This window comes from Patescibacteria group bacterium (assembly GCA_041660565.1).
Lineage (GTDB): Bacteria > Patescibacteriota > UBA1384 > CAJBMM01 > CAJBMM01 > JBAZWC01.
In genome coordinates, this window is the sequence record JBAZWC010000001.1 from 259,954 (window position 1) to 285,658 (window position 25,705).

At 43.4% G+C, this 25,705-nt stretch carries 37 protein-coding genes and 1 pseudogene; 3 read left to right on the forward strand and 35 right to left on the reverse strand.

From position 1 onward, the window contains the following. Positions 1-14 precede the first annotated feature (14 nt). The 31 genes and pseudogenes from rpsD to fusA all read right to left on the reverse strand — a co-directional run bounded on the left by rpsD (position 15) and on the right by fusA (position 17,964). Positions 15-608: a 30S ribosomal protein S4 gene (rpsD, locus tag WC773_01260; GenBank protein ID MFA6082030.1), complete on the reverse strand. Its 594-nt coding sequence runs from the start codon at positions 606-608 to the stop codon at positions 15-17. Between the two features lie 23 nt (positions 609-631). Continuing rightward, positions 632-1,030 (reverse strand): 30S ribosomal protein S11, encoded by a 399-nt coding sequence (rpsK, locus tag WC773_01265; protein ID MFA6082031.1) that lies wholly within the window; start codon positions 1,028-1,030, stop codon positions 632-634. Between the two features lie 21 nt (positions 1,031-1,051). Continuing rightward, the gene (gene rpsM, locus WC773_01270; GenBank protein ID MFA6082032.1) at positions 1,052-1,438 is read right to left on the reverse strand and encodes a 30S ribosomal protein S13; all 387 of its coding nucleotides are present in this window, start codon (positions 1,436-1,438) and stop codon (positions 1,052-1,054) included. A gap of 7 nt (positions 1,439-1,445) precedes the next feature. Next, complete coding sequence (rpmJ, locus tag WC773_01275) at positions 1,446-1,559, reverse strand: 50S ribosomal protein L36 (GenBank protein MFA6082033.1); 114 nt, start codon at positions 1,557-1,559, stop codon at positions 1,446-1,448. 104 nt (positions 1,560-1,663) lie between these two features. After that, positions 1,664-1,876 (reverse strand): annotated as a pseudogene (infA, locus tag WC773_01280) (translation initiation factor IF-1). Positions 1,877-2,068: 192 nt separating this feature from the next. After that, positions 2,069-2,851 (reverse strand): type I methionyl aminopeptidase, encoded by a 783-nt coding sequence (map, locus tag WC773_01285; GenBank protein MFA6082034.1) that lies wholly within the window; start codon positions 2,849-2,851, stop codon positions 2,069-2,071. Then, complete coding sequence (locus WC773_01290) at positions 2,848-3,528, reverse strand: nucleoside monophosphate kinase (protein MFA6082035.1); 681 nt, start codon at positions 3,526-3,528, stop codon at positions 2,848-2,850. The genes map and WC773_01290 overlap by 4 nt, the downstream gene beginning before the upstream one ends. Positions 3,529-3,629: 101 nt before the next feature. Then, a complete protein-coding gene (locus WC773_01295; protein MFA6082036.1) occupies positions 3,630-4,283 on the reverse strand; it encodes a LysM peptidoglycan-binding domain-containing protein in 654 nt (217 codons plus the stop codon). Between the two features lie 275 nt (positions 4,284-4,558). After that, on the reverse strand, positions 4,559-5,854 hold the full coding sequence (secY, locus tag WC773_01300) for a preprotein translocase subunit SecY (GenBank protein ID MFA6082037.1): 1,296 nt from the start codon (positions 5,852-5,854) through the stop codon (positions 4,559-4,561). Between the two features lie 46 nt (positions 5,855-5,900). Further along, on the reverse strand, positions 5,901-6,323 hold the full coding sequence (gene rplO / locus WC773_01305) for a 50S ribosomal protein L15 (GenBank protein MFA6082038.1): 423 nt from the start codon (positions 6,321-6,323) through the stop codon (positions 5,901-5,903). Then, positions 6,316-6,798, reverse strand: coding sequence for a 30S ribosomal protein S5 (gene rpsE, locus WC773_01310; GenBank protein MFA6082039.1), 483 nt, complete (start codon positions 6,796-6,798; stop codon positions 6,316-6,318). The genes rplO and rpsE overlap by 8 nt, the downstream gene beginning before the upstream one ends. A 7-nt stretch (positions 6,799-6,805) precedes the next feature. After that, a complete protein-coding gene (rplR, locus tag WC773_01315) occupies positions 6,806-7,141 on the reverse strand; it encodes a 50S ribosomal protein L18 (protein MFA6082040.1) in 336 nt (111 codons plus the stop codon). Between the two features lie 9 nt (positions 7,142-7,150). Further along, the gene (rplF, locus tag WC773_01320) at positions 7,151-7,687 is read right to left on the reverse strand and encodes a 50S ribosomal protein L6 (protein MFA6082041.1); all 537 of its coding nucleotides are present in this window, start codon (positions 7,685-7,687) and stop codon (positions 7,151-7,153) included. A gap of 14 nt (positions 7,688-7,701) precedes the next feature. After that, positions 7,702-8,100, reverse strand: coding sequence for a 30S ribosomal protein S8 (rpsH, locus tag WC773_01325; GenBank protein MFA6082042.1), 399 nt, complete (start codon positions 8,098-8,100; stop codon positions 7,702-7,704). Between the two features lie 9 nt (positions 8,101-8,109). Continuing rightward, on the reverse strand, positions 8,110-8,295 hold the full coding sequence (locus WC773_01330; protein MFA6082043.1) for a type Z 30S ribosomal protein S14: 186 nt from the start codon (positions 8,293-8,295) through the stop codon (positions 8,110-8,112). After that, positions 8,295-8,852 (reverse strand): 50S ribosomal protein L5, encoded by a 558-nt coding sequence (rplE, locus tag WC773_01335; GenBank protein MFA6082044.1) that lies wholly within the window; start codon positions 8,850-8,852, stop codon positions 8,295-8,297. The genes WC773_01330 and rplE overlap by 1 nt, the downstream gene beginning before the upstream one ends. Next, positions 8,849-9,166 carry a 50S ribosomal protein L24 gene (gene rplX, locus WC773_01340; GenBank protein ID MFA6082045.1) on the reverse strand — a complete coding sequence of 106 codons (318 nt, stop codon included), beginning with the start codon at positions 9,164-9,166 and terminating at the stop codon, positions 8,849-8,851. The genes rplE and rplX overlap by 4 nt, the downstream gene beginning before the upstream one ends. 100 nt (positions 9,167-9,266) lie before the next feature. Beyond that, complete coding sequence (rplN, locus tag WC773_01345; GenBank protein MFA6082046.1) at positions 9,267-9,641, reverse strand: 50S ribosomal protein L14; 375 nt, start codon at positions 9,639-9,641, stop codon at positions 9,267-9,269. Next, the gene (gene rpsQ / locus WC773_01350) at positions 9,638-9,934 is read right to left on the reverse strand and encodes a 30S ribosomal protein S17 (protein MFA6082047.1); all 297 of its coding nucleotides are present in this window, start codon (positions 9,932-9,934) and stop codon (positions 9,638-9,640) included. Before rpsQ ends, rplN begins: the two co-directional genes overlap by 4 nt. Next, positions 9,924-10,133: a 50S ribosomal protein L29 gene (gene rpmC / locus WC773_01355; GenBank protein MFA6082048.1), complete on the reverse strand. Its 210-nt coding sequence runs from the start codon at positions 10,131-10,133 to the stop codon at positions 9,924-9,926. The genes rpsQ and rpmC overlap by 11 nt, the downstream gene beginning before the upstream one ends. A gap of 1 nt (position 10,134) precedes the next feature. After that, positions 10,135-10,542, reverse strand: a complete 408-nt coding sequence (rplP, locus tag WC773_01360; protein ID MFA6082049.1) for a 50S ribosomal protein L16 — start codon at positions 10,540-10,542, stop codon at positions 10,135-10,137. Further along, positions 10,520-11,161: a 30S ribosomal protein S3 gene (gene rpsC, locus WC773_01365; protein ID MFA6082050.1), complete on the reverse strand. Its 642-nt coding sequence runs from the start codon at positions 11,159-11,161 to the stop codon at positions 10,520-10,522. Before rpsC ends, rplP begins: the two co-directional genes overlap by 23 nt. Further along, positions 11,161-11,511, reverse strand: a complete 351-nt coding sequence (rplV, locus tag WC773_01370) for a 50S ribosomal protein L22 (GenBank protein ID MFA6082051.1) — start codon at positions 11,509-11,511, stop codon at positions 11,161-11,163. Before rplV ends, rpsC begins: the two co-directional genes overlap by 1 nt. Positions 11,512-11,513: 2 nt before the next feature. Then, positions 11,514-11,795: a 30S ribosomal protein S19 gene (gene rpsS, locus WC773_01375; protein ID MFA6082052.1), complete on the reverse strand. Its 282-nt coding sequence runs from the start codon at positions 11,793-11,795 to the stop codon at positions 11,514-11,516. Position 11,796: 1 nt separating this feature from the next. Beyond that, positions 11,797-12,624, reverse strand: coding sequence for a 50S ribosomal protein L2 (gene rplB / locus WC773_01380; protein ID MFA6082053.1), 828 nt, complete (start codon positions 12,622-12,624; stop codon positions 11,797-11,799). Further along, positions 12,614-12,901 (reverse strand): 50S ribosomal protein L23, encoded by a 288-nt coding sequence (locus WC773_01385; GenBank protein ID MFA6082054.1) that lies wholly within the window; start codon positions 12,899-12,901, stop codon positions 12,614-12,616. The genes rplB and WC773_01385 overlap by 11 nt, the downstream gene beginning before the upstream one ends. Continuing rightward, entirely contained in the window at positions 12,894-13,589 is a 696-nt protein-coding gene (gene rplD / locus WC773_01390; protein ID MFA6082055.1) for a 50S ribosomal protein L4, read from the reverse strand. Before rplD ends, WC773_01385 begins: the two co-directional genes overlap by 8 nt. Then, positions 13,586-14,203, reverse strand: a complete 618-nt coding sequence (gene rplC, locus WC773_01395; protein ID MFA6082056.1) for a 50S ribosomal protein L3 — start codon at positions 14,201-14,203, stop codon at positions 13,586-13,588. Before rplC ends, rplD begins: the two co-directional genes overlap by 4 nt. Positions 14,204-14,288: 85 nt before the next feature. Then, positions 14,289-14,597, reverse strand: a complete 309-nt coding sequence (gene rpsJ / locus WC773_01400; protein ID MFA6082057.1) for a 30S ribosomal protein S10 — start codon at positions 14,595-14,597, stop codon at positions 14,289-14,291. 38 nt (positions 14,598-14,635) lie between these two features. Beyond that, positions 14,636-15,820, reverse strand: a complete 1,185-nt coding sequence (gene tuf / locus WC773_01405; protein MFA6082058.1) for an elongation factor Tu — start codon at positions 15,818-15,820, stop codon at positions 14,636-14,638. Positions 15,821-15,891: 71 nt separating this feature from the next. Further along, positions 15,892-17,964, reverse strand: a complete 2,073-nt coding sequence (fusA, locus tag WC773_01410) for an elongation factor G (GenBank protein MFA6082059.1) — start codon at positions 17,962-17,964, stop codon at positions 15,892-15,894. A 147-nt stretch (positions 17,965-18,111) separates the two neighbouring features. Here fusA and WC773_01415 point away from each other — a divergent pair, with 147 nt between their 5' ends. The 3 genes from WC773_01415 (at position 18,112) to WC773_01425 (ending at position 19,767) form a co-directional block, all read left to right on the forward strand. Then, on the forward strand, positions 18,112-18,534 hold the full coding sequence (locus WC773_01415; GenBank protein ID MFA6082060.1) for a hypothetical protein: 423 nt from the start codon (positions 18,112-18,114) through the stop codon (positions 18,532-18,534). Between the two features lie 120 nt (positions 18,535-18,654). Then, positions 18,655-19,065: a hypothetical protein gene (locus WC773_01420; protein ID MFA6082061.1), complete on the forward strand. Its 411-nt coding sequence runs from the start codon at positions 18,655-18,657 to the stop codon at positions 19,063-19,065. 363 nt (positions 19,066-19,428) lie between these two features. Beyond that, on the forward strand, positions 19,429-19,767 hold the full coding sequence (locus WC773_01425) for a hypothetical protein (protein ID MFA6082062.1): 339 nt from the start codon (positions 19,429-19,431) through the stop codon (positions 19,765-19,767). Positions 19,768-19,951: 184 nt separating this feature from the next. On the opposite strand, the gene WC773_01430 is transcribed toward WC773_01425, so the two are convergent. The 4 genes from WC773_01430 to rpoC all read right to left on the reverse strand — a co-directional run bounded on the left by WC773_01430 (position 19,952) and on the right by rpoC (position 25,703). Further along, on the reverse strand, positions 19,952-20,596 hold the full coding sequence (locus WC773_01430; GenBank protein MFA6082063.1) for a type II secretion system protein: 645 nt from the start codon (positions 20,594-20,596) through the stop codon (positions 19,952-19,954). 237 nt (positions 20,597-20,833) lie between these two features. Then, positions 20,834-21,316: a 30S ribosomal protein S7 gene (gene rpsG, locus WC773_01435; protein ID MFA6082064.1), complete on the reverse strand. Its 483-nt coding sequence runs from the start codon at positions 21,314-21,316 to the stop codon at positions 20,834-20,836. Between the two features lies 1 nt (position 21,317). Continuing rightward, positions 21,318-21,737, reverse strand: coding sequence for a 30S ribosomal protein S12 (gene rpsL / locus WC773_01440; GenBank protein MFA6082065.1), 420 nt, complete (start codon positions 21,735-21,737; stop codon positions 21,318-21,320). Positions 21,738-21,887: 150 nt separating this feature from the next. Next, positions 21,888-25,703, reverse strand: a complete 3,816-nt coding sequence (gene rpoC / locus WC773_01445; protein ID MFA6082066.1) for a DNA-directed RNA polymerase subunit beta' — start codon at positions 25,701-25,703, stop codon at positions 21,888-21,890. Between the last annotated feature and the right edge of the window lie 2 nt (positions 25,704-25,705).

A 25,705-nucleotide genomic window follows, 5' to 3' on the forward strand; every position in this document is an offset into this window, starting at 1 on the left:
TTTCCTTCTCCTTATTATCGAGAATAATACTCGACAATCAACTGTTCGTTGATATCTTGATCGCTATGAGCACGCTCTGGTTCGCTCACCACTGATCCATTTTTCGTCTTTTTGTTGTAGCTTAACCATGATGGGATTGTATCGACAGACTCTTCATTTACCGGTTCAAACTTTTTGTTAAGGGTAATTTTATCACCCGCAGATACTTGATAAGACGGGATGTTTACGGTCTGATCGTTTACCTTAAAGAATTTATGCGATACCAGCTGTCTGGCGTGAGCGCGAGTGGAAGCGTATCCCAATCGATAAACAACGTTATCCAATCTTTTTTCCAGCAAACGAAGCATCAATTCCGCGGTGTTGGCAGATGATTTGGCGGCTTTTGCATAGTAAAGTTTAAACTGTCCTTCATTAATACCATACAAACGTCTAACTTTTTGCTTTTCTTGCAACTGACGTGAGTATTCTGAGCCATATTTTGAAGCAGCAGAAATGGCAGCAGAAACTGATACTAATGACGGGTTTTTAGACTTAATACTTTTTTCACGCAAAAATAATCTTTGTGCAGATTTACGGTAACGTGGACTGGTTGGTTGTTTACTTGGCATTATGTACTCTCATTAATCTTAATTTATACTCGTCGTGGCTTTTTGGCCCGAACGCCGTTATGAGCAATTGGAGTAAGGTCTTTAATAGCTACGATGTCAATTCCAGAGTTACCAAGGGCGCGAATAGCTGACTCTCTGCCGGTACCAACGCCGGAAATGTGAACAGATGCCTCAACCATACTCATCGCTTTAACCCGATCTAACACGGCAAGCATAGCGGTTTGGGCGGCGTATGGAGTAGATTTTCGTGCTCCCTTAAACCCAGCAGATCCGGCAGTAGCCCAAGCTAAAACGTTACCAGATGTATCTGAAACCGAAATAATAGTGTTATTAAAAGTAGATTGGATCGAAATAATTCCTTTAGGAACGACTTTTCGAACTTTACTTTTCTTGACAACTTTTTTGGTGGAATTTGTGGCCATAATTTTCTCTGTTTCTTAATTTTAGGTTTTTTGAGCGGTAGGTTTGCGACCAGATCCAACAGTCACCTTTTTACCACGTTTGCTTCTGGCGTTGGTTTTGGTGCGCTGACCCCGAACTGGTAGTGATTTGGCATGTCTGGTGCCACGATACGCCCCAATTTCTTTTAAGCGCTTAATATTCTGCTGAATTTCTTGACGTAAATCACCTTCAACTTTGATGGTTTTATCAATAATTTGGCGAATACGTTCAATATCTGCTTCAGAAAGCTCGCTCATTTTTGGATTGTCAGTAATTTTAGCTTGAGTCAGTACCTTTTTAACATTTGAAGGACCAACACCAAAAATATAACTTAAACCAATTTCAGCGCGCTTGTTATCTGGGATATTAATTCCAGCAATTCTAGCCATAATTCTCCTAGCCCTGTCTCTGTTTATGTTTTGGATTTGTGCACAGAACACGAACAACACCGCAACGTCTAATAATACGGCAATTTTGGCACATAACTTTTACTGATGATCTAACTTTCACTTTACTTCCTCGTTGTCTTTAACACTTTCATCTATGGTTTCGATAGGTTTAGCGACCACCGGTTCTTCTACTACGGGTTCAGGAACGTTTTTGTTTATCGGTAAACGGCGGATAATCCGACCTTTAGATAAATCGTACACGCTCATTTCAATTAAAACGCGGTCACCGGGCAAAATTTTGATAAAATTAACCCGCATTTTGCCAGATAAATGACAAAAAATAACCTGTCCACCATCTAGAATCACTCTAAAAGTGGCGTTTGGTAAAGACTCTTCTACCAAACCTTCAACTTCAATTACGTTTTCCTTTGAACTCAAGTGTGGTTGTCCTTAATACTAACTAATAAAATATTAACATATTCATTGCGATTATGCAAGACTTTTGTCAGTGTAAACGTCACGAGCATTGTAGGGGCGGACTCGAATGTCCGTCCGCCCGACACTTTGTGAAGAAATGATGTGGAATATATTTCTATATAGATTCCGGATCAAGCCCGGAATGACAGATCGTCATATTAATGTTAAGATCTCGCAGCCGTTCTCGGTCACGACAACGGTGTGTTCAAAGTGTGCTGCCCACGATTGATCACGAGTACGCACTGTCCAGCCATCATTATCCTGTTTTACATGCCAATCTCTCATTGTCAGCATCGGCTCAATAGCAATAGTATCGCCGGTATGCAATACATCACCGCTACCAGCATTACCGAAATTAGGTACGTTCGGCTTTTGGTGAATTGCCTCCCCTACCCCGTGTCCAACCAAATCACGCACCACCCCAAAATGGTTTTCTTCTGCGTAATTTTGAATAAAGTGACCGATATCACCGGTAGTAACGCCGTTTTTGATCGTGTTTATCGCTTTTGATAAAGAATAATAGGTTACATACAAAAGCCGTTCACTTTCGTATAATTTTAAATTCTTATCAATTTTATCGTCATAGATGTCTCTTAACGTTTTACAGCCAGTTTCGGTTGCAATGACCGTTACAGCGGCATCGGTAAAATAGCCTTGATATTCCACTCCCAAATCCAAACTGACTAGATCGCCGGTTTTAATTGGAACGTTGTCTGGTATGCCGTGCACCACTTCGTCGTTTACCGAAACGCACAAACTAGCCGGATATCCTTCATATCCTTTAAACGCCGGCTTGCCTCCCGCTTTAACGATTTCTGACTCCGCATATTTATCCAGTTCGATTCCGGTTATGCCGGCTCGTACTTGATGAGCGGTTTCATCCAAAACTCGGGCGAGGATTTTTCCGCCCAAACGCATCGCTTCAATTTTGGTCATTTTAGCTTCTCAATTAATGCGGTTTTAACAGAATCAGCAACGATTTCGATTTCTGGTTTGGCGTCTACATTTATCAAGCAGTCAATCTCATCAAAGTATCTGATAACCGGGTCGGTTTCGTGATGAAATTGGGCCAACCGTTGCTTAATGGCGGATTCATTGTCATCAGATCGTTTTACCAATTTTCCACCACAATGTGTGCATCTGTTTAGCAGTTTGTAAAAATATTCTTGTGCATTTCTGACCACGTGTTTAGGATAAACAATGTCACCACATTTTGAACAAATTAATCTCATTTCTAATCGTTTAATACTCTCAGTATCTTTTAGTTGTAAGTTTATTACAACTAATGGGTGATTATATTTTTTGAGCTGAGCAAACAAATGCTTAGCTTGTGGCAGCGTTCGGGGATATCCATCAAATAGCATGCCACGACCAAAGTGCTTGGAAATTTGATGATTCACTTCGTCGTTTAATATCTCGTCAGGTAGTAAAATACCTTTGTTAATTAGATCTCGCGCCAAAATACCGGCGTGATTATTGTGTTTGGCGATTGCGCGGGAGATATCACCACCGGATATGACCGACAAATGATAACGTTTCTTTAATATGGCCGCTTGCGTGCCTTTGCCGCTTCCCTGCGGACCGATTAGTATAATATTAAATGATTTTGCGATGTTAACCTCTCGCTCTCATTCTAGCACAAACTAGCTGATCTGGATATAAATAAAAATTTCCATCATTTCAAATTGTAAATTTCAAATTTCAAATTTTGTGTCTAATAAGCTACTGTCACTGGCGTCCACACTGTCTTCTCGCCCTTATTTGGCTGATACGCGTGTAGTGTAACGGTATGAAGCTTGCCTAGGTGCGTTACCTCTACCACCGCCACACCGGTAGAGATATCTTTACTCTTAAGAACGTACAAATCATTTGATGAAAAACTGTACTTTGCCAGTAGCGGAGACTGTTCTACTACCATCACCGGGTTTAGGCGATACGCCAACTGTCCGGTGCCCGCATCGGCATATTGCTGCGCAGAGGCCAAACCGTCTGTTTCTTCCTGGGTAGATCTAACAGTGTCAGTTGTAGCCTGAACGGTGGCGTTTTCGTTTGCGGTCGGAATTTTTAATTTATCCCCTACTTTTAATACCGAAGTTTCTTCCAACCCGTTAATTTTAGCTAACACCGTCCATTGAATGTTGTATTGTTTGCCAATAGTGTAAAGAGAATCACCTTGTTTTACGGTGTAGATCTCGTTCACGTCTGTGGGCGTGGGGGTGGCACTTGGTACAGGAGTCGAAGTTGCGTTTGTTGATATGGCCGACGCCGATGACGTGCGGTGGGTCAAATTTTTGTATATCAAAAACGCACTACCGATAATTAATATCAAATAGACCAAAATCAATCGTTTTGATAATCGATGGACCATATAGTTAGTATGAGAGAACATTGCTAAAAACTCAAGATCGCATCGTCAACTCTAACGAATACGAGAGATCCTGTATCGTTCAGTAACTTGGGGATCTCTCGCCGTTCGACGCCGCTCATGGTGTCGGGTGGAGCGCCCACGTCAGTTATCTAAATAGATTCCGGGTCAAGCCCGGAATGACAGCTTCTAAAAAATCATTTCAAATTTCAAATTGTAAATTAGATGCTTCGCATCGAAATCACTCACACAGTGCTCGTGATTATCAAATTGGTACTTTAGTACTTATCGTAACTAGTCATTACCAATTGCGCATCAATTTGGCGCATGGTTTCAATTACAACCGAAACGACGATTAAAATGCCGGTGCCACCCAGAATCAAAGTCTGGTCACCAGTCATCAGCGGTACAATTACCGGCAAAACAGCCACTAGCCCTAAGAATATTGAGCCAACAAATGTTACTCTGGAGACAATTTTACCAATATAGGCGGCCGTTTCTCCGCCCGGGCGAATTCCGGGAATAAACCCAGACTGTTTTTGCAGATTTTCGGCAATTTGTTTTGGGTTAAAGATAATAGACGTATAGAAAAATGTAAAGACAATCACCAGCACAAAGTACAAAATCCCATAAAGCGTGGGGTTACCGGTTGATGATATGTTGGCAGTGATCCAGCCTGCCGCTTCTCTCACCCATTCGGTTTTAGCGTTACCAAAAAATTGCCCAATAATTTGAGGAAACATAAGCATAGAGATAGCAAAGATGATTGGAATAACTCCAGCGGTGTTAACCTTGATCGGTAGAAACGAATTTACCGAATCATTGCTTGTGCCCTGCAATCGCCTAGCATATGTTACCGGAATTTTGCGCAATGCATCATTCATTAATACAATCACCGCAATTAGTATCAGCGACGCCAAAATAAATGCGGCAAAACTAAATAATTCTTTCATATCAATAGAACCACCCGCCACTACCAAGCTGTATTTTTGATAAAAAGTGTTTGGGATGGACGATAAAATACCGATCGTGATGATTAAAGAAATTCCGTTTCCAACGCCGTTTTCCGAGATTATCTCGCCTAGCCACATTAATAAAATGGTCCCGGCGGTAGAAACGATTAGCATTTCCAATAGCTGCGGCGTGTTCCAGCCGGAAATAATTCCTTCGCTACGCAACAGTATAAGCGTGGCGTATCCTTGGATAACTGCCAGCGGAATTGTCAGGTATCGAGTGTATTGATTGATGCGCTGTCGTCCATAGTCGCCTTCTTTTTGCAGCGCTTCAAGTGAAGGTACAATAATGGTCATTAATTGGATAATGATCGATGCGGTAATGTATGGTCCAACTCCCATCAAAATAATGGAGAATTTAGATAATGAACCACCGGAAAAAATATCCAGCAAGCCAAATGCCGAATTAGAATTGTTGCTAAAAAAGTTACGTAAGCTATCAGTAGAGACCGCAGATAGCGGGACATGAACCAATAATCGGGTAAGAAATAGCAAACCAAGCGTAATTAAGATGCGGCGTCGCAGTTCTGAGTTCTTAAATAGTCTGGTAAAATAATTCATTCGATCCTTATGCTATAAGATATAACATGACCCACCCCAACGGATGCTATGAAGTTTTGTTTAGATCCAATCCGAGTTTTTTTGTAAGTATAATGCCATCATCAAATTTAAATTTCTTTGTGAAACTACTTACACCAATAATTTTAGCACGTTTGTTAGCAGCTTTTATCAATTTGCTTTCGAAAAGCATGGTAGGAGTAATTTCGGCACCATCTTTAAACATCCGCTCAAGCGCAATATAAGATACAACTTGTGGCTTTTGAATATGACTTTTGGTTCCGTGGATTTTTGGCAAGCGCTGCATTAACGATGATTGTCCACCTTCAAATCTACGTGGAATGTTATATCCCGAGCGAGATTTTTGACCTTTTGTACCACGTCCGGCGGTTTTACCTTGCCCGGCGGAAATACCGCGGCCAACTCGAGATTTTTTAGTTGCGGTTTTAGATAGTTGATGCAGTTCAGTCATTGGAAACCTCTTTCTTAACCGAAGTGGTCTTTAACTGTTTCAAAGCTTCAAAAGTAGCGGCCACAACATTGATGGCGTTACTTGAGCCAAGAGATTTACTTAAAATGTTGCTAATTCCGGCCATTTCAATAACTGATCGAACCGCGCCACCGGCAATAACCGACGTTCCTTTTCCGGCTGGTTTTAACATTACAATAGCACCGGTGTGTTTGGCGGTTACTTCGTGCGGAATGGTGTCATTTTTAATTGGCACAGTGATCATATTTTTCTTGGCAGCATGAACCGCTTTTGCCGTAGCTAATGACACATCGTCGGATTTACCGATACCAAAGCCAACTCGTCCTTTTTTATCACCAATCACTATCAAGATACGAGAGCGCATGCGTCGGCCACCTTTAACCACACGTGAAACGCGGTCGCGGCTTACGACTTTCTCTTCAAACTCTTTGGTTCTGATTTCGGTGTTATTACTCATCTTTCTCCTAAAACTCTAATCCGTGGGCTTTTGCAGATTCTGCAAGCTGTTTGATTCTGCCATGATATTGAAATCCGGAACGATCAAAACGTACTTTTTTGATTTTATTCTTTAATGCCACTTCGGCAATCATCTGACCAACCAAATCTGCTCGCTGCGATTTTGATTTCTTTTCGATTTTAACATCACTTGCAGATACACTAGTCTTGCCAATAGAATCATCAATTACTTGAGCATAAATGTGCTTGCTAGATTTATATACCGCAAGTCTAGGCTGAGCTTTATCGCCCTTAACCTTTGGGGTAATTCGACGTTTAATTGTGTTTAATTTTTGTTTGTCCATATTATATCCTTATGCTTTCGCCGTTTTGCCGGATTTACGTCTAACTTGTTCACCAACGTAACGGACACCTTTACCCTTGTAAGGCTCTGGCTTGCGTTTGTCGCGGATTTCAGCGGCCGCTTGGCCTACTTTAACGTTGTCAATTCCGGAAATAGTAATGATGTTTTTGTTTACGGCAAAGCTGATACCATCAACCGGGGTAATGATGATCGGATGTGAATAGCCAAGGCTAAGCGTTAGATCGGCCCCGTTTAAGATAGCTCTGTAGCCTACGCCTTGAATTTCAAGCTGTTTGGTGAAGCCTTCGCTTACCCCGATAACCATATTGTCAATTAACGTTCTGGTTAACCCATGCAGCGCTCTGGCTGACAACGAATCATCTTTTCGCGTGACAATGACTTCATTATCTTTAATATCTACAATTGCACCGTCTTTGATCTCTCTAGTGAGCGTCCCTTTGGGTCCGGTTACAGTTAAAATGCTATCAGCTAATTTAACACTGACGCCTGCAGGAACTTGAATTGATTTTTTACCGATTCTTGACATAATTTCTTCCTATCTTACCATAGCTCACAAATAACTTCGCCACCAAGCCCGCGTTTGAACGCTTCTTTGCCGGTTACCACTCCGGATGAGGTGGATAATATGACGCATCCCAATCCGCGTTGTGGGCGTGGAATAGCGGTTTTATCTACATAAACACGCTGACCAGGCTTGCTAATGCGTCTGATATGCGAAATCTTAGGCAAATTGGCACCATCATAGCTAAGTGATACTGAAAGCTGCTTATGATTGGTAGGCAATGTATCAACTGAAACTGTTGATAAATAACCTTCTTTTTTCAAGATTTCTGCGATTTCAAAACGCATATTTGAATGCGGACTATTAACTACTCGCAATCTGGCGATTGACGCGTTACGGATTCGAGTTAAAAAGTCTGCAATTGGATCTGTTAACATATTATTCTCCTACCAGCTGGATTTCGTAATACCAGGAAGCTGTCCTTTATTGGCCAATTCGCGAAAACAAATTCGACAAATTTGAAAATCGCGCATATATGCTCGTGGACGTCCGCATAACTTACATCGATGAATGGTTCGACTAGAAAATTTGGGCTTACGGTTGGCTTTAACAATCATTGAACGCTTGGCCATTATTGCTCCTTATGTTCTAGTTTTGTAAACGGAAATCCGAGCATTTCTAACAATTTGATGCAATCTGCGTCGGTTTTGGCGGTAGTGGTAACGCAGACCTGAACGCCATGGACGCGAGTATTGGTATCGTATGGGATTTCAACAAAGACTGTGTTTTCTTTAAAACCAAAGTTGTAGTTGCCATGACCATCAACCGCTTTGCGTGATAATCCTCTAAAGTCACGTAGGCGTGGAATAGTAATGCTGATTACTTTGTCGATAAAATCGTACATTCGCTCGCCTCTAAGGGTAACTTTCAAACCAACAGCGTTGCCTTCGCGGATCTTAAAAGCCGAAATAGCTTTTTTGGCGTTGTTGACCACCGGTGATTGACCGGTAATTAGCTTTAAGCTTTTAGAAATTGACTCAACGATAGATTTGTTAGTATGAGCATCACCGGCACCAACATTAATGGTTACTTTGGTGATTCTAGGAATTAACTCTACGTTACTTAAACCTAACTCTTTTTTAAGAGCCGGTGCAATTTCGTTGATGTATTGTTGTTGTAATCGGTTCATATTTGATCCACTGTTTCTTTACATAATTTACATATTCTGACATTTTTATTTTCGCCGGTAATTTTGTGCCCAATTCTGGTTGGTTTGGAGCAATGAGGGCAGACTACCATGATCTTGCTAATACCAATGGGCATTTCAATCTCTTTAATACCACCGTGAGGCGCTGAATTGGTTGGTTTAAGATGTTTTTTGCTGACATTGATCTTTTCTACCACTACCTTTAATTCCGCCGGATAAGCTTTTAGTACCTTGCCTTGCTTTCCTTTGTCCTTACCGGTAATCACGATTATATTGTCATTTTTATGAATTTTCATATTCTTCCTTACAGCACTTCTGGCGCGAGAGAGATAATTTTCATAATGCCTAGGCTGTAAGCCGTAGCATTTCGTAAATTATTTCGCAAATTTGATTTCATTATAAAACCTCCGGTGCTAGCGAAATAATTTTCATGTATCCATCTCGAAGCTCACGTGGGATGGGGCCAAAAATACGGGTACCCTTTGGCAACCAACCGGTTTTTTCTTTTGTAATGATTACCGCAGCGTTCTGATCAAATCGAATATATGACCCGTCTTTGCGGCGATAAGGTTTAACCTGTCTAACGATGACCGCTTTTACCACTTGTTTCTTTTTTACCACGCCATTAGGTGTAGCGGTTTTAACTGACGCGGTAACGATATCACCAATTTGAGCGGCGGTTCGGGGTACATTGCCCATAACCGTAATAACCTGAAGCTCTTTAGCTCCGGTGTTATCGGCTACTTTTAATCTTGTCTGAGGCTGAATCATTCTTGTACTTCCTTGGTGTCATCATCTAATTTGGTTAAAACTTTGGCTGGAGTGATTACTTTACTAACTTTCCATGATTTGTTTTTGGAAATTGGTCGGGTTTGAACCATCTCAACCACATCACCCACATTTACCGCGTGACCAGTGGTATCTACCATGCGCGTTGAAGTTTTGGAATAACGCTTTTTGTATTTGGTATTCAAGGCGTCGCGCTTAAGCTCAACGGTGGCGGTGTGCACATCGGCAATTCTAATGACTCTGGCGGCGTTTGATGCGAGTTGATTATTGTTCATAGTATTTTTCCTGTAATATCGTATTAATTCGGGCGATATTCTTTTTAATTTTATTAACTTGGCTGGTATTCTTTTCTTTTTGCAAGCTAATGCCCATTCCAACCTTGTGTAAATCTGCGGATAGATTAGCTAAATCTGCCCGAAGTTGTTTGTCGGTTTTGGCTCGTAATTCAGTTAATTTGGTTTGAATTTTTTTCATCTTAATCTTTGGTAATAAATTTTGTATCAACCGGTAATTTGTAGCTGGCTAGGCGCATTGCCTCTTTGGCCACAGATTCGATCACCCCATCCATTTCGAACATTACTGTGCCTGGTTTGACCACGACTGCAAAGTGGTCTAGCGTGCCTTTTCCACCACCCATTGGGGTTTCAGCAGCAGATTTGGTGATTGGTTTGTCTGGGAAAACTCGAATAAATACTTTTCCGCCTCGTTTGATATATCGGGTCATGGCACGACGCGCTGATTCAATCTGACGCGATGTTAACAACCCACGCGAGGTGGCTTTTAAGCCAAAGTAACCAAAAATTACTTCACTGCCACGAGTGGCGTTACCCGGCATTTTGCCGCGCTGTTGCTTTCGATGTTTAATTTTCGCTGGTATTAGCATCGCTTACTCCTAAATAAATCCATACCTTAACGCCAATTACACCAAAAGTGGTATTTGCGGGAACACAAGCATAATCAATATCACTGCGTAGCGTAGCCAGGGTAACCGGGCCTTGGACCAATTTTTCGCTACGGGCAATTTCGGCGCCGTTTAATCTTCCACTAACCATAATTTTAATGCCTTTGGCACCAGCCACAATTGATTTTTCCACCGCTTGTTTCATGGCGCGGCGATACGATACGCGGCGTTCAATCTGGTTTACAATACTTTGGGCAATTAAATTGGCTTTCAAATCTGGTTTTTTAATTTCTTCGATGTTCAAGCGCATTTTTCCGCTAACAATCTTCTCTAACGAAGCTTTCAAATCATTCACTCCGCTACCGGAACGTCCAATGATTAAACCGGGTTTGGCGGTAGAAATGGTGATGATGATTTCGTTAGTGCCACGGGCAATATTAACTGAATCAACGCCGGAATTACGATATTTTTTGGTAATTAAGTTACGAATTTTAATATCCGCATGCAAAAGCTCGGCATAATTTTTGTCGGAAAACCATATTGATTGCCATTTATGGTTTAGGGGTAATCTGAAGCTTAGTGGATTAACTTTATGACCCATTATGACTCCTTAACCGTTTTTGCGGTGGGTGTTGAAAGTGATAAGTGAATGTGTGACATCTGTTTGTTGATTCCGCGGGCGCGACCGTGTGATATCATAATCCGACGTTTGATACGTGGGCCTTCATTACAAAATGCCCGAATCACGATTAAGTTATCTGTGGTCAAACCATTTTCCTTGGCTGTGGCAACCGCTGAATGTAAGGTGTTGTAAATGTCTCTGGCGGCGGTATTTGGCATAAACTGTAATTTAGATAAAGCAACCTCTGCATTCGTACCTCGAATAGCGTCTAAAATTAGACGAATTTTTCGCGGGGCTGTTTTAACAAATTTGTTTGTTACATTAACCATGGTTACTCTTTTCTACCAGCTTCTGCTTTTTTACCGCTATGGCGTCGGAATTTACGGGTAGGTGAAAATTCACCCAATTTGTGTCCAACCATATCTTCTACCACGTAAACCGGAATATGTTCTTTGCCATTATGGACGCTAAAGGTCATTCCCACCATTTCCGGAAAGATGGTGCTTGAACGGCTCCAGGTGCGAATATTAACTTTTTCGCCCGGTTTTACGGCTTGAACTTTTTTCAATAATTTCGGATCAATAAATGGTCCCTTTTTTAATGATCGGCTCATCTTATTTATCCCTTCGTCTTACAATCATTACGCTTGAACGATTGTTTTTATCTCTGGTGCGTTTGCCCAATGCCGGTGCGCCCCAAGGAGTTTTTGGATATTTCATACCAATCGATGTGTTTCCCTCACCACCACCATGTGGGTGAGTATTCGGGTTCATTGCTTTACCACGGACGGTTGGTCTAATACCCAACCAGCGTTTGCGGCCGGCTTTAGCGTAAACAATGTTGGCATGTTGTGAATTTGATACCTCACCAATAGTGGCATAACAGGTGGAATCAAAGCGTCTTAGCTCGCCACTAGGTAGTTTTACAATTGATTTATTGTTTTCGTGCGCCAAAACAGTAGCAGATAAACCGGCGCTACGAACCATGGTGCCACCCTGATTTGGCAATAGCTCGATATTATGAACCTGCAAGCCGGTTGGAATGTTCTTAAGCATCATTGCATTGCCGCTAACTGCTTTAACTTTATCACCAGCTTCGAGTTTTTCACCCACGGTCAATCCTTTTGGTGCCAAAATGTAGCTTAAGGTGCCGTCATTGTGCTCAAGTAAGGCAATGTTAGCAGATCGGTTTGGATCGTATTCAATTGATTTTACTTCTGCTGGAGCATGATTAGCGCGCTTAAAATCAATCATTCGGTATCGACGTTTGTGTCCACCGCCAATGTGTCTAACCGTGATTCTTCCACTATGATTACGACCACCGGTTTTAGTTAAAACAGATAGTAACGATTTTGTTGGGGTGGTGGTGGTAATTTCCGAATAATCACGCTTGGTGGAGCCACGCTGTCCCGGTGAGGTTGGTTTAATTAAATTACTTTTCATTGGTCTCACCTACGTTAAATTCCGCAATTTTTTGCTTGGCGTTAAGTCTAACAATCGCCTTTGAAATGTTGGCGCGTTGACCAGACTTTTGACCTTGACCCTTAACTTTACCCTTAATATTAACAATATTGACTGAAATTGGATCTACTTTGTACATTTTTTTCACAAAGCTTTTAACCTGACCTTTAGTGGCATCTTTAGATACGCTAAAAGTGTACTGGTTTTCTTCAACCAATTTCAGACTCTTTTCGCTAATATGAGCGGTGATATTATTCATGTTTAGCCTTGCTCTTTGACTTTACTTCGTCAGATGGAGTAACAGCGGTGGTATCTTCTACGATTTTTTTGGATTTTGCTTCTTCTAGGGGTAAGATTGACTTAATTATTTCGCTGTCAATTACAATTTTACGGGCAGACATTACGTCAATGATGTTAAAATGCTGGCCAAAGACGATTTTGACAAACGGAATATTGCTTAAACTAAGGGCAATCTCGGCTTTTTCCGGCAATACTACCAGAGTTTTAACTCCATCAATTCCGATTGATTTTAACCAACTAACTGCTTCTTTGGTTTTAGTAAAAGTTGGATAATTTTCTATCGCAATTACGTTACTGTGATCAATTTGTTGATACCACGCCTTTAAACTGGCTAGCTGGCGCACTTTTTTAGGCAAACGAGTGGCAAATGAGTTAATAGATAGCGGACCAAAGGTTACACCACCACCGCGCCACAATGGCGAACGGCTTGAGCCGGCTCTAGCACGGCCAGTACCTTTTTGTTTCCAAGGTTTAATTCCACCACCACTAACCGCACCGCGATCTTTGGTGTGCGCTACCGGTTGTCTAAGTGAATTCTGAATAAATCTAACCGTATCGGTTACCACCGCATCAGATACTTCTGACACGTCGGCCATAACCAACTCTTTAACCGATTTACCCTGATTATTTATAACTGCTAACTTCATTGCATAATTCCTGTAATTTCAACGGTGCCGCCCTTTGGCCCTGGCACTGAACCGCGAATTGAAAATAAATTATTTTTGGTATCAACTGCCACTAATTCTAATTTTTTAACCGTGGTACGCACATGACCCATATGTCCGGGCAGTTTTTGACCTTTCAAAACACGCTGTGGGAACATTCCACCAATGGAACCAGGGGCGCGGTGATGATCTGAGCCGTGAGTTTCCGGACCGCGACTAAAGTGATGACGTTTGATAACGCCGGCAAATCCTTTACCTTTACTAACCGCAGAGATTTCAACTTGTTTGATCTCGGTAAAAGAGGTTGAATCAACTTTAGCACCAACTTTTACTTTTTGGTCTTCTTCATCAATTCGAATTTCAGACACGATTTTTGGTTTGGTCTCGGTGGCCTTGAAATGACCGGTTTGAGCTTTGTTTAACTTTGCACCATCACCAAACCCAATTTGTGCAGCCATATACCCATCTTTAGCCATGGTTTTAACTTGGGTAACCACGCCTTTATAGGTTTCAATTACCGTAACCGGAACTACCGTTCCATCAGTTAAGAACAGTTGGGTCATTCCGATTTTTTTTCCGATAATATATGGCTTCATTTTTGCACCTATGATCCTAGCCCTTAGACTTTGTCCCACTTGGGGACTAGTTTCCGAAGGGCGAGGTAACTACTGTTAAACTTACTTACATTTTAATTTCTACGTCGACGCCAGCGGGTAAATCCAAACTCATTAACGCGTCGATAGTTTTACTGGTGGGTTCAATAACATCAATTAATCTCTTGTGAATCCGCATTTCGAACTGTTCTCGGGAATCTTTGTGCACATGAGGTGATCGAATAACGGTGATTGATTTTTTATCAGTTGGCAATGGTACTGGCCCGATAATACTGGCTCCGGTACGCTCGGCTGTCTGAATAATCTGACTTGACGATTTATCGATGATTCGATAGTCGTACGCCTTCAGTCGTATTCGGATGCGCTGTTTTGTAATGTCGGGTGTCTTTGTCATGTCTCAATCAATAGTTTAATTTATTTGTTAATTTTGGTAACCATTCCGGCGCCAACAGTGTGTCCACCTTCACGAATGGCGAATCTCATGCCCTCTTCCATGGCAATAGGAACAATCAATTTAACTTCAATCTTTACGGTATCACCAGGCATAACCATTTCGGTGTCGGCAGGTAAAATAACTTCGCCGGTTACGTCTGTGGTACGAATGTAAAACTGTGGTTTGTAACCCTTGAAGAATGGAGTATGACGTCCGCCTTCCTCTTTGGTTAAGATATACACTTCAGCGTTAAATTCGGTGTGAGGAGTGATGGAACCAGGCTTGGCCAAAACTTGCCCGCGTTCGATGTCGTCTCGCTCAATACCGCGTAGCAATACACCAACGTTGTCTCCGGCACGACCTTCATCTAGTAATTTCTTGAACATTTCTACACCGGTAACCGTGGTTTTCTTGGTTGGACGAATACCGACAATTTCAATTTCTTCGTTTACTTTAACTTGTCCGCGTTCGATACGACCGGTGGCAACGGTGCCACGACCTTTGATTGAGAAAACGTCTTCTACCGGCAATAGGAATGGTTTGTCTAATTCGCGCACTGGCTCTGGGATGTATTCGTCAAGCGACTTCATTAGGGCCATAATATTGTCTTCTTCTTTGGCATCACCTTCTAAGGCTTTTAAGGCTGAACCGCGGATAATAGGCGCGTTATCGCCATCATATTCGTATTTGGACAATAGTTCGCGAACTTCCATCTCTACTAAATCAAGTAGTTCTGGGTCGTTAACCATGTCGCACTTGTTCATAAACACTACAATACGAGGCACACCAACTTGGTGAGCTAACAAAATGTGCTCACGAGTTTGTGGCATTGGGCCGTCGGTGGCAGCAACCACTAGGATAGCGCCATCCATTTGAGCAGCACCAGTAATCATGTTTTTAACGTAGTCAGCGTGACCCGGACAGTCAACGTGGGCGTAGTGACGCTTTTCGGTCTCATACTCTTGGTGAGAGGTGGCAATGGTAATACCACGTGCCTTCTCTTCAGGAGCGTTATCGATCTCGTCAAACTTACGGGCGGTGGCTAAACCTTTTTTAGCTAACACATGGGTGATAGCAGCGGTTAAGGTTGTTTTGCCGTGGTCAACGTGTCCAATGGTACCCACATTTACGTGTGGTTTGGATCGTTCAAATTTCTCTTGAGCCATTTTGCTCTCCTTATTAACTTTACTATTTAACTATAACTTATATTGATTAAAACGTCAACACTTTTAGACTTTTACTTAACTTTACCGGAAATAATGTCTAGTTGGATGTTAGCTGGGACTGATTCGTAATGGTCAAATTCCATCGAATATGACGCTCGGCCCTGAGACATCGATCGCAATGTGGTGGCATATCCAAACATGCTTGAAAGCGGCACGGTTGCATCGACAATTTTGGCGGTGCCACGCTCGGTCATCTGCTGAATTTGACCACGCTTGGCGTTCAAATCACCAATCACATCGCCCATAAAATCTTCCGGAGTAGTCACTTCAACCTTCATAATTGGCTCCAAAATGGTTGGATTTGCCTTTTTAACCGCATCTTGCAATGCCATTGAACCGGCAATTTTGAATGCCATTTCAGACGAGTCAACTTCGTGAAAAGTACCGTCAAATAAGGTAACGTGTAGGCCTTCAACCGGATATCCGGCAATAACGCCTTTTTCCATCGCTTCTTTAACGCCTTGCTCAACCGCCGGAATGTATTCTTTAGGAATAGCACCACCGACAATTTTATTCTCAAACTCCAGACCTTGGCCGGATTCGTTAGGTTTGACGCGCAAATAAACATGCCCGTACTGGCCACGACCACCCGACTGACGGATAAACTTGCCTTCTTGCTCTACTTCGCTGCGTACGGTCTCTTTGTAGGCCACCTGAGGCTTACCAGAGGTTACCTCTACCTTAAACTCGCGGCGCATTCTATCTACAATAATTTCCAAATGCAGCTCGCCCATTCCGGACAAAATTGTCTGGCCGGTTTCTTGGTTAGATTTAACTCTTAATGTTGGATCTTCCTCGACTAATCGAGCAATAGCCACACCCATTTTTTCTTGGTCGGCTTTGGTTTTTGGCTCAACTGCCATATCGATAACCGGCTCTGGGAAGGTTATGGATTCCAATCTAACTTGATTATCGCTGTCGCACAACGTATCACCGGTTCGAGTGGCTTTTAAGCCAACCGCAGCGGCAATATCACCGGAATAAACTTCGTTTACATCTTCGCGATGATTGGCGTGCAAACGCACAATGCGACCAATACGTTCTTTTTCACCGTTAGTAGTGTTAACCACGTATGATCCTGATTTCAAGATGCCACGATATACGCGGAAGAAAATTAATTTACCCACAAACGGATCTGCAGCAACTTTAAAAGCCAAGCCCACAAATGAACCGTTATCATCGGTTTTAACTTCAATGTCGGCATCGGTTTTAAGATCTACACCCTTAACCTGCGCAACATCATGAGGAGATGGCAAATAGGCCACCACAGCGTCTAGCAACGTTTCTACGATCACACCGCGGCCATCTCCACCCATCACCGGGTAGAAATCACCTTTAATGACGCTTTTGCGAATGGCTGTTTTTAATTCGTCGTCGGTTAGCTCTTCGCCATTTAAATATTTTTCCATCGCCGTGTCATCGGCTTCAACCGCTTTTTCTAGTAGTTCGGTACGATATTTCTCTACTTCATCTACCATACTAGACGGAATTTCGGTCTCAACCAACTCGTGATCGGTATAATCTTTATAGGTATAAGCTTTTCGCGCCACTACATCTACCACACCGTTAATGCTTTGTTCAAAGCCAATTGGCAGCTGAATTGGAAAAGTGTTTTTAGATAAGCGTTCGCGAATAGAGGCCAGTGATTTATAGAAATCGCCGCCGGTTTGGTTAATTTTATTGATAAAGCAAATACGCGGAACGGTATATTTGTCTGCTTGACGCCAAACAGTCTCGGATTGTGGCTCTACCCCCATTTTGCCATCAAAAATGACCACTGCGCCATCTAGTACGCGCAATGATCGTTCTACCTCAACGGTAAAGTCAACGTGTCCCGGGGTGTCAATAATGTTAATACGATGATTTTTCCAATAACAGGTGGTGGCAGCAGAGGTGATGGTAATACCGCGCTCGCGCTCTTGCTCCATCCAGTCCATGGTTGCTTCGCCTTCATGCACTTCGCCGATTTTATGCACTTTACCGGTACGATACAAAATACCTTCGGTAACAGTAGTTTTACCGGCATCAATATGGGCGATGGTGCCAATGTTACGAGTTAATTCAATTGAAACTTCGCGTGCCATTATCTCTCCTCAGGTGTTATTTACACAAAATCCCCTCTTAAGAGTAAATAATAACACACCCGTGTTCAAAAGTCAAAATGTTATTGACAATTTTATAAATAGTTCTATACTTATCATCAGTACGCTACCTGACCGGAGGTGGATGAGATGAGCATTATGGAGGGCAAGATCGTATGGCACCTCGATTCGAATCTGCAGACTCGTCGGATCATCTGCAGTAACCTAGAGCGATTGGGATGCATCGTAGTCGGGTTTAATAACACCGACGAGATAATCGATCGCCTTGGCGCAATTGAAGCCAATCAGTTGCCGTCAGCGGTTATCACCGAGGTTGCCGGTACCACCGGCAAAGCCGATTTCGCAATTCTCTCGATGTTGCGTCGAAACCAGCTTACTCAGAATGTCCCAATCCTGGTGCTGACCGAATGCACTAATGACCAAGACGTGTCCGACGGCTGGCAACTTGGCGCTGACTGTATCTTGTCGAAGCCGTTCAACCCGATGGAGGTGTCGGCTGTCCTCAGACGGTTCTTCAAATCGCTCGAGGAGTACCCGCCCGAGCCTGTATGACCAGCCCCAGCTCCGCAGACGCGCGCCGTTTGCGGAGATGTTTTATATTGACAAATTACATAATAATCCTATACTGGTGTCATCTGGCTGTAGCGCACCACACAGGGGAGGTAAGGCAAAATGGCCGTGAACCTTAAGGGCAAGCAAGTGCTGTATGTCGTCAACGGCGTTGATATACAATACGCCTGGATTCTCAACTACGTGACGTCTGAACTCGGCGCGGCCACGTTGCTGTCGTTTCAGGACGCGGTGAGTATGATCAATCACTCACCTGACCCCGAAAGAGTGGGGGTGGTATTCTACCTAACCGGACCGTCAGACTTCCCCGGCATGAACACGGTGCGTTACCTGGCGCAACTGGGCTACCGGGTCATTGTTATCGGGCAGTCTTCCGAGGTGATATATGGCGTGTGGGCTGGCCTTGCTGGCGCTGTCGCTTTCATCCCAACTGGACACTTGGACTGCGCCTGCGTTAAAGAAGCGATTAGGGTCGCTTTCATGACCGAGATCGCAACGCCTGTTCCGGCCTGACCCACGCACACCCATCTCCACCTCGTCTCCGCACGCGCCAGTCGCCTGCGGAGATGTTTTTTATTGACAAAACGCAACATTACTCTATAATTAATGCCATCAACCGTACCTGCACAACCTAGGTCTTCCGTTCTGGACCAGAGAGGATATCGCGCGATGGGGTCATTTCGGATCAGTCAAGCAGACGCCGAGGAAATGCATCACCTTCTCGAATCGCTAATCCGGCTACATGATAACAGACCGCTTCCGAATGGCGTGTCACTGGACACTATTGTCAGACGAGCCAGATCGGTTCACGGTCGCATCGGCTGCCTGCGCAACAGGAAAAAGGCGCTGCTAAACGCGCCGATATTCTCGAACTTGATGGTGGTCGAACACCCGTTTAGCGGCCGAACGGTGGTATTGGCGGAGCGCTCCAATATGGTCTCACGCGAAACGTCGCTTGAGTCCACGTTGGACCTTGCCAATGAGATCTGCATGATCTACCGAATCCCCCTCGATCAGCTAGACTGGTACGAGCGGGATCAGCCGGTAACATCGGGTCAGACCCCCAAGCAAGCGGACGTCCGCTGCTTCTCGGTCATCTTCCAGATTGTGGACGGGCGGCTGGATAGTTTCTCCCGTGTTGCGCTATCCAGCGACGAGCTCGCAACTCGCACCCTGGGCCTGGAGTTTGCCAAGCGGCTCTCGCCAGTGTTCTAGGACACATCAACCATATCGTGCCGAGACGATCACCACCAACCAACAACCCTCCGCGACGGGCAACCGTTTCGGAGGGTATTTTATTTATATAGATTCCGGATCTAGTCCGGAATGACACAAAAAAAGTCCGTGTTACGCTCGAACAAAAAATCCGTCACCCGTCATCTGTTTTCCATTATCCGCTTCACTGTTTTTCGGGGCAGATTGGGGTTAGCCCGGCGGCAACTCGAGTAGCTTGCGTGGCCGCATCATACTGACAGCCAATTGTATAATAATGTGTATTCACGTAGCTATCAGCACTTAAAACATACGTTTCGCGTGCGAGATCATGGCAGCCACCATTGGAATATGTTGTAGCGCAGCTAACCGAACTATTATTTATCTCTAGTACTGACAAAATTCCATAGGCCATACTGTTGTTGGCGTTCGTTTTTTGAGTATAAACCCAATAATCATAGACATCGTTGGGATTTTTAGTGGCATCATTGGCTTTTGATACCAACAAACCGCCATTACATTTTCCGATTGGGTCAGATGGCAGAGTTGACGCAAATGCGGCTAGTGCCGGTAGCAATGTGGAAGTCCAGTTACTTGGTGCGCCACCCTGTGATGCACAGGAATAAACATTAGACGCGCCAGCCCCCGGATAAATCGAGTTAGCCTGTTTATAATTAACCATATTTAGACGAAGCGTCTGCATATCGTTTTTACGAGTAGCATCACGCGCTCTTAAGCGTGCAGATTTAGCGTAATTTAAAGTCATCGCGGCCAAAATGCCAATAACCGATACGACAATTAATATCTCAATTAGATTGAATGACTTACGCATACAATTATTATAATCTGTCTCGGACAGATTACAATAAAAATTCGAAATTCAAAGCACCAAGCACTAAATAAATTTGAAAAAAGTTCTTCTTGTCATTCCGGGCTTGACCCGGAATCTATATAGAAGAACTCTTTCATATACTGGATCCCGGATACTCCTTACAACCTTGCGATTGAAGTCGTTAGTTTCTATCGAAACAATCAAGTCCGGGATGACAGCAGAATGTGTTTATTTCGTTTACCCGGTAAACTTGGCAAAGTGAGCAAAGGCCTTGTTGGCGTCTGCCATGCGGTGCATATCGTCTTTTTTCTTCATCGCTGCGCCGGTGTTGTGATAAGCATCGGTAATTTCTTCGGCCAGAAACTCTGACATTGGTTTGCCTTGTTTGCCGCGAGCAGATGCAATCATCCACTTCATCGCTAAAGTTTGACGACGAGCGCGAGGCACTTCAAACGGGATTTGATAGTTTGCGCCACCAATACGTTTACCTTTAACCTCTAACACCGGTGAGGCATTTTTGATAGCGGTATCAAACACTTCCATTGGGTCTAGGTTGGTTTTTTTGCCAATTTGCTCAAGCGCAGTATAGACAATTTTTTGGGCGACTGATTTTTTGCCATCTAGCAAAATATAGTTGATAAACTTACCCAATGCGACGCTTTGATAAACTGGATCAGGTTGGACAATATTAATTTTAGGATGATTTCGGCCTCTTGACATATTACTCTTTCGGTTTCTTGCTGCCGTATAAGCTACGACCTTGTTTGCGTTTCTGTACGCCTTGAGTGTCTAATTTACCACGAATGATGTGGTAGCGCATACCAGGCAAATCTTTAACTCGGCCGCCTCTAATTAAAACAACAGAGTGCTCTTGCAAGTTATGACCTTCACCAGGGATGTAAGCGTTTACTTCCATGCCGTTGGTTAATCTAACACGTGCAAATTTACGCAAAGCGGAGTTTGGCTTTTTTGGGGTCATTGTAGCCACTTTAATACAAACACCACGTTTTTGCGGGCAGCCGTCAATAATATTAACCGGTTTGTTTTTCTTAAAGTTAAAGCTACGCTTCAAAGCCAGCACTTTTGATCGGCTGGATTTGATTTTGCGCGGGGTTTTTAATAACTGTGAAATTGTTGGCATTCAGGTCCTTATGAATTAGATATTGTTTACATTTTAACAGGTTGAAGGTCCAAAGTCAAACACCAATTCTTGTTCGAGCGATAGCGAGAACTACGCTATAGATAGTTCTCGTCAACGCTTGCAGCGGTTCCTCGAACAAGAACAATGGAACTAGGCGGACTTAACCACCTCATCGCGTACCGGTTTTACCACTGGCATATCTGTCGGTTCCAACTCGGCTTTATCTATTAAAGTATTCTCTTCGGTAACCGCTAATTCAACCACTGTGTCCAAACCGGTTCCGGCCGGGATTAGCTTACCAATAATCACATTTTCTTTTAATCCACGTAGGTGATCAATTTTACCGGTGGTGGCAGCGCCAATTAACACCGATGTGGTTTCTTGGAAACTGGCTGCGGACAAGAAGCTATCGGTCAAAATGGCTACGCGGGTAATACCTAGAATCATATCTTCGGCAGTGGCCAACGCGCCTTTTTTGGCTTTGGCTTCTTTGTTTTCGTTGTTTAGGCGAATGCGGTCGGTAATTTGGCCCGGCAATAGCGAAGTTGAGCCGGAATCTAACACGCGCACTTTAGATGACATTCGTTTAACAATCACTTCAACGTGCTTGTTGTTAATGCTTTGTCCTTGAGATGCGTAGATAGACTGTACTTCTTCAATGATATATTTCTGTACCGCACTGAAACCAATAATGTCAACCGCGGATAACAGATCCAAGTGGCCTTCGGTAATGCGATCACCCATTTTAACTTTATCACCATGTTTAACTAACACGTTAATGACCGATGGAACACGATATTCTTTGGTAACTTTGTCACCGGATTCAACAAAGACCGCGGTCTTGGTGAATCGTACATTTCCGGCAATTCCGGATCTAATAGCCACACCGTTTGGATTGGTAGCTAAAATGCGTTTTGGTTTTACCGCTTCGCCATTTTCAACCACCACGGTGTATTCCGGAGTTAGTTTGTGTTCTTCTTGTTTCTCGTGATCTGAGGTAATTTTAATTAATTTGTCTTCTTTGTCTTCGGTAATTGATACTTTACCATCTACCTCTGCCAATACGGCGGCGTTTCTAGGCAAGCGACATTCTAACAGCTCTTCAACTCGTGGCAAACCAGAGGTAATGTCTGCAGCCGAAGCTACACCACCCATGTGGAAGTTTCTCATGGTTAGCTGAGTTCCCGGCTCACCAATGGCTTGGGCGGCCATAATACCAATTACTTGGCCTTTTTCTACCATTTTTCCGGTAGCTAGGTTTTCACCGTAGCACAGCTGACAAACCCCAAAATCGGCTTGGCAATGCAACAGCGTTCTAATAGTAACCGATTCTACTCCGGCCTCTACCAGCTGATCGTAAACTGATTCGGTAATTAAGGTGTTACGTTTAATTTTACCGGCATTTTTAGCCAAAACACGCCCAATAATCGCTTCCTTGGCACCAACGCCAAAGTCGGTTGAGTAGCTGAGCGAGATCTCCATGCCTTCTTCGGTTTGGCAATCTTCGGCGGTAATAATAATATCTTGAGATACATCTACCAATCTTCGGGTTAGATATCCCGCTTCAGAAGTTCTAAGTGCGGTGTCAGCACGTCCTTTTCTGGATCCGTGAGACGAGTTAAAGTATTCAAACACCGACAAACCTTCTTTAAAGTTGCTAATCATTGGCAATTCGATAATATCTCCGGATGGGTTCACCACCAATCCTTTCATACCAGCCATCTGAGTCAACTGAGTATTTGAACCACGAGCACCACTGGTAATCATGGCGTAAATTGGGCTGTTTTTGTCAAATTGTGATAACATTTCTTTCTGAATTTCGGCCACCACGTCTAACCATAACTGAACTACGCTCTGATAACGCTCTTGTTCGGTGATCAAACCGCGATTAAACTGTTTTTCGATCAATTCAACGTTATTTTCGGCAGTTTTGATAATTTCACCCTTATTGGCCGGCACTTGAACATCGCTCATAGAGAATGTCATACCGGAAAGGGTGCTGTGTTTAAAGCCTAATGATTTAACGCGGTCCACAAAACCGGCGGTCTCGTCGGTGCCGCATTTTTCAAACACTTCTTTAACCACTTTGCGCAAAGCGCGTTTGTCCATCACTTCGTTTTTGAACGCCAAGTTGGTGGGCAAAATATCGTTAAAGATAATGCGTCCAATACAAGTTTCAATGATTTCATCATCAATTTTGACTTTAATTTTAGAGTTAATGTCTATTACTTGATGATAAAATGCCATGCGCGCTTCATCGCGGCTGGAGAAGATTTTACCTTCGCCACGTTTGCCTTCTTTAATGGTGGTGATGTAGAAACAACCAAGCACCATATCTAGCGATGGGGTCACAATTGGCTCACCAGAGGATGGTTTTAGCAAGTTGTGGCTGGATACCATAATGCTGCCGGCCTCGGCTTGCGCTTGAGCGGATAGCGGAATGTGCACAGCCATTTGGTCACCATCAAAGTCTGCGTTAAAGGCGGAACAAACTAAAGGATGAATCTGAATAGCCTTACCCTCAATCAAAATTGGTTTGAAGGCTTGAATACCCAATCGGTGCAAGGTGGGGGCGCGGTTTAGCAATACGTAGTGCTGAGACGTAATTTCTTCCAAAATATCCCACACAAACGAATCACCTTGCTCAATTAACCGGGTGGCGTTTTTAACGTTATGAACGTAACCATCAGAAATCAGCCGGCCAATAATAAATGGCTTAAATAGCTCTAGCGCCATCATTTTTGGCAAACCACATTCGTTTAGTTTCAAGTTAGGTCCAACCACAATCACGGATCGTCCAGAGTAGTCAACCCGTTTTCCAAGCAAGTTCTGGCGGAAACGGCCTTGTTTGCCTCGTAACAAATCGGACAGTGAACGCAATTTACGTTTTGATCCAACAGAAGCGACAGCTTTCCCGCGGCGGGCGTTGTTGTCAATTAAAGCATCAACCGCTTCTTGCAACATGCGTTTTTCGTTGCGAGCGATAACTTCTGGCGCACCTTGCGATAGCAATTTCTTTAAGCGATTGTTGCGGTTTAACACGCGACGATACAAATCATTAAGGTCTGAGGCGGCAAAACGGCCACCATCTAGCTGCACCATTGGGCGCAAATCTGGTGGAATAACCGGAATGCGAGTTTGCACCAACCAAGTTGGGCTAATACCGGCTTCTCTAAGATCGATGAGCAATTTTAAGCGTTTCACCATCTTGCGTTTGGCGGTACCGGTAGCGGTGCGAGCATCGTCGGTAATTTGGGTGATAATAGCGTTAACATCAATCCGTTTTAGTAACTCCAAAATGGCTTCGGCACCAATGCCCACGCGCACAATGTGCCCGTATTTCAATGAAATATCGTGATATCGGCTTTCCGAGATAATCTGGTTAGAACCTAAATTATTTAATTCGGTTTTAGCAGATTTGTATGCCGCTTCTACTTCGGCTGCCGAGGCGTCGTTTTTACCTAAACTGGAGTCTTTATACTCTTTAAATTCCAATTCAAGTTGTTCTAATGTTTGCTGGCGAATAGTTTCGTTCACTTCAATAATGACAAAACCGGCAAAGTAAATTACCTTTTCCAGCTCGGAAACTGTCATATTTAATAACGTGCCCAAAATGCTTGGAATACCGTGAATGTACCAAACGTGAGCTACCGGCACTGCTAAATCAATATGCCCTAAGCGCTCTCGTCTAACGGCACTACGCGTTACTTCTACGCCACATTTATCACAAACCACACCTTTATAGCGGATTTTACGATATTTGCCACAGTAACATTCCCAGTCTTTGGTTGGTCCAAAAATGCGCTCGTCAAATAAACCGTCGCGCTCTGGTTTTTGGGTGCGATAGTTAATAGTTTCCGGTTTGGTAACTTCACCGTGTGACCAAGCTAAAATTTCGTCCGGGCTAGCAATAGCAATACGAACAGCGGCGAATAAATCTTGACTTTGAGTGTCTTCGTACTTCATTT

Bases quoted from the DNA above. Each gene is read 5' to 3' on its own strand.
- rpsD (MFA6082030.1), bottom strand. From the start codon at position 608: ATGCCAAGTAAACAACCAACCAGTCCACGTTACCGTAAATCTGCACAA.
- rpsK (MFA6082031.1), bottom strand. From the start codon at position 1,030: ATGGCCACAAATTCCACCAAAAAAGTTGTCAAGAAAAGTAAAGTTCGA.
- rpsM (MFA6082032.1), bottom strand. From the start codon at position 1,438: ATGGCTAGAATTGCTGGAATTAATATCCCAGATAACAAGCGCGCTGAA.
- map (MFA6082034.1), bottom strand. From the start codon at position 2,851: ATGACCAAAATTGAAGCGATGCGTTTGGGCGGAAAAATCCTCGCCCGA.
- WC773_01295 (MFA6082036.1), bottom strand. From the start codon at position 4,283: ATGGTCCATCGATTATCAAAACGATTGATTTTGGTCTATTTGATATTA.
- secY (MFA6082037.1), bottom strand. From the start codon at position 5,854: ATGAATTATTTTACCAGACTATTTAAGAACTCAGAACTGCGACGCCGC.
- rplO (MFA6082038.1), bottom strand. From the start codon at position 6,323: ATGACTGAACTGCATCAACTATCTAAAACCGCAACTAAAAAATCTCGA.
- rpsE (MFA6082039.1), bottom strand. From the start codon at position 6,798: ATGAGTAATAACACCGAAATCAGAACCAAAGAGTTTGAAGAGAAAGTC.
- rplR (MFA6082040.1), bottom strand. From the start codon at position 7,141: ATGGACAAACAAAAATTAAACACAATTAAACGTCGAATTACCCCAAAG.
- rplF (MFA6082041.1), bottom strand. From the start codon at position 7,687: ATGTCAAGAATCGGTAAAAAATCAATTCAAGTTCCTGCAGGCGTCAGT.
- rpsH (MFA6082042.1), bottom strand. From the start codon at position 8,100: ATGTTAACAGATCCAATTGCAGACTTTTTAACTCGAATCCGTAACGCG.
- WC773_01330 (MFA6082043.1), bottom strand. From the start codon at position 8,295: ATGGCCAAGCGTTCAATGATTGTTAAAGCCAACCGTAAGCCCAAATTT.
- rplE (MFA6082044.1), bottom strand. From the start codon at position 8,852: ATGAACCGATTACAACAACAATACATCAACGAAATTGCACCGGCTCTT.
- rplX (MFA6082045.1), bottom strand. From the start codon at position 9,166: ATGAAAATTCATAAAAATGACAATATAATCGTGATTACCGGTAAGGAC.
- rplN (MFA6082046.1), bottom strand. From the start codon at position 9,641: ATGATTCAGCCTCAGACAAGATTAAAAGTAGCCGATAACACCGGAGCT.
- rpsQ (MFA6082047.1), bottom strand. From the start codon at position 9,934: ATGAACAATAATCAACTCGCATCAAACGCCGCCAGAGTCATTAGAATT.
- rpmC (MFA6082048.1), bottom strand. From the start codon at position 10,133: ATGAAAAAAATTCAAACCAAATTAACTGAATTACGAGCCAAAACCGAC.
- rplP (MFA6082049.1), bottom strand. From the start codon at position 10,542: ATGCTAATACCAGCGAAAATTAAACATCGAAAGCAACAGCGCGGCAAA.
- rpsC (MFA6082050.1), bottom strand. From the start codon at position 11,161: ATGGGTCATAAAGTTAATCCACTAAGCTTCAGATTACCCCTAAACCAT.
- rplV (MFA6082051.1), bottom strand. From the start codon at position 11,511: ATGGTTAATGTAACAAACAAATTTGTTAAAACAGCCCCGCGAAAAATT.
- rpsS (MFA6082052.1), bottom strand. From the start codon at position 11,795: ATGAGCCGATCATTAAAAAAGGGACCATTTATTGATCCGAAATTATTG.
- rplB (MFA6082053.1), bottom strand. From the start codon at position 12,624: ATGAAAAGTAATTTAATTAAACCAACCTCACCGGGACAGCGTGGCTCC.
- WC773_01385 (MFA6082054.1), bottom strand. From the start codon at position 12,901: ATGAATAATATCACCGCTCATATTAGCGAAAAGAGTCTGAAATTGGTT.
- rplD (MFA6082055.1), bottom strand. From the start codon at position 13,589: ATGAAGTTAGCAGTTATAAATAATCAGGGTAAATCGGTTAAAGAGTTG.
- rplC (MFA6082056.1), bottom strand. From the start codon at position 14,203: ATGAAGCCATATATTATCGGAAAAAAAATCGGAATGACCCAACTGTTC.
- tuf (MFA6082058.1), bottom strand. From the start codon at position 15,820: ATGGCTCAAGAGAAATTTGAACGATCCAAACCACACGTAAATGTGGGT.
- fusA (MFA6082059.1), bottom strand. From the start codon at position 17,964: ATGGCACGCGAAGTTTCAATTGAATTAACTCGTAACATTGGCACCATC.
- WC773_01415 (MFA6082060.1), top strand. From the start codon at position 18,112: ATGAGCATTATGGAGGGCAAGATCGTATGGCACCTCGATTCGAATCTG.
- WC773_01420 (MFA6082061.1), top strand. From the start codon at position 18,655: ATGGCCGTGAACCTTAAGGGCAAGCAAGTGCTGTATGTCGTCAACGGC.
- WC773_01425 (MFA6082062.1), top strand. From the start codon at position 19,429: ATGGTGGTCGAACACCCGTTTAGCGGCCGAACGGTGGTATTGGCGGAG.
- WC773_01430 (MFA6082063.1), bottom strand. From the start codon at position 20,596: ATGCGTAAGTCATTCAATCTAATTGAGATATTAATTGTCGTATCGGTT.
- rpsG (MFA6082064.1), bottom strand. From the start codon at position 21,316: ATGTCAAGAGGCCGAAATCATCCTAAAATTAATATTGTCCAACCTGAT.
- rpsL (MFA6082065.1), bottom strand. From the start codon at position 21,737: ATGCCAACAATTTCACAGTTATTAAAAACCCCGCGCAAAATCAAATCC.
- rpoC (MFA6082066.1), bottom strand. From the start codon at position 25,703: ATGAAGTACGAAGACACTCAAAGTCAAGATTTATTCGCCGCTGTTCGT.